The sequence below is a fragment of the Photobacterium sp. R1 genome (assembly GCF_054600795.1).
This window is the reverse complement of record NZ_BAAHZP010000889.1, coordinates 1-242: the sequence shown is the minus strand read 5'-3', so window position 1 is coordinate 242 and position 242 is coordinate 1. Positions and strand designations below refer to the sequence as shown.

At 43.0% G+C, this 242-nt stretch carries 1 pseudogene; it reads right to left on the bottom strand.

Annotated features, from left to right (window positions below):
• Positions 1–109 precede the first annotated feature (109 nt).
• Positions 110–242, bottom strand: a pseudogene (locus ACYP03_RS27620) (IS110 family transposase); the annotation flags it as partial.

Below are 242 nucleotides of genomic sequence, written 5' to 3'. Positions count from 1 at the left end.
AAAACTTAAAATACAGAAACAATCTCAGATCAATTAAGACAGTCACGTAAACACAAAGGCCGATGAACACGAAACTTCAACATTGTCATTGCAAAATGGGTGAATGAGTTTATTGGCAAGCAAGTTTGTTGGCGTTGAACGCTCGATGTGAGAGCATCACAGCCCAGGCGATCCGCACTAGCTTGTTAGCCAGTGCGACAACAACAACATTAAAAGGCTTGCTTGCCCTCAGATTACTGAGC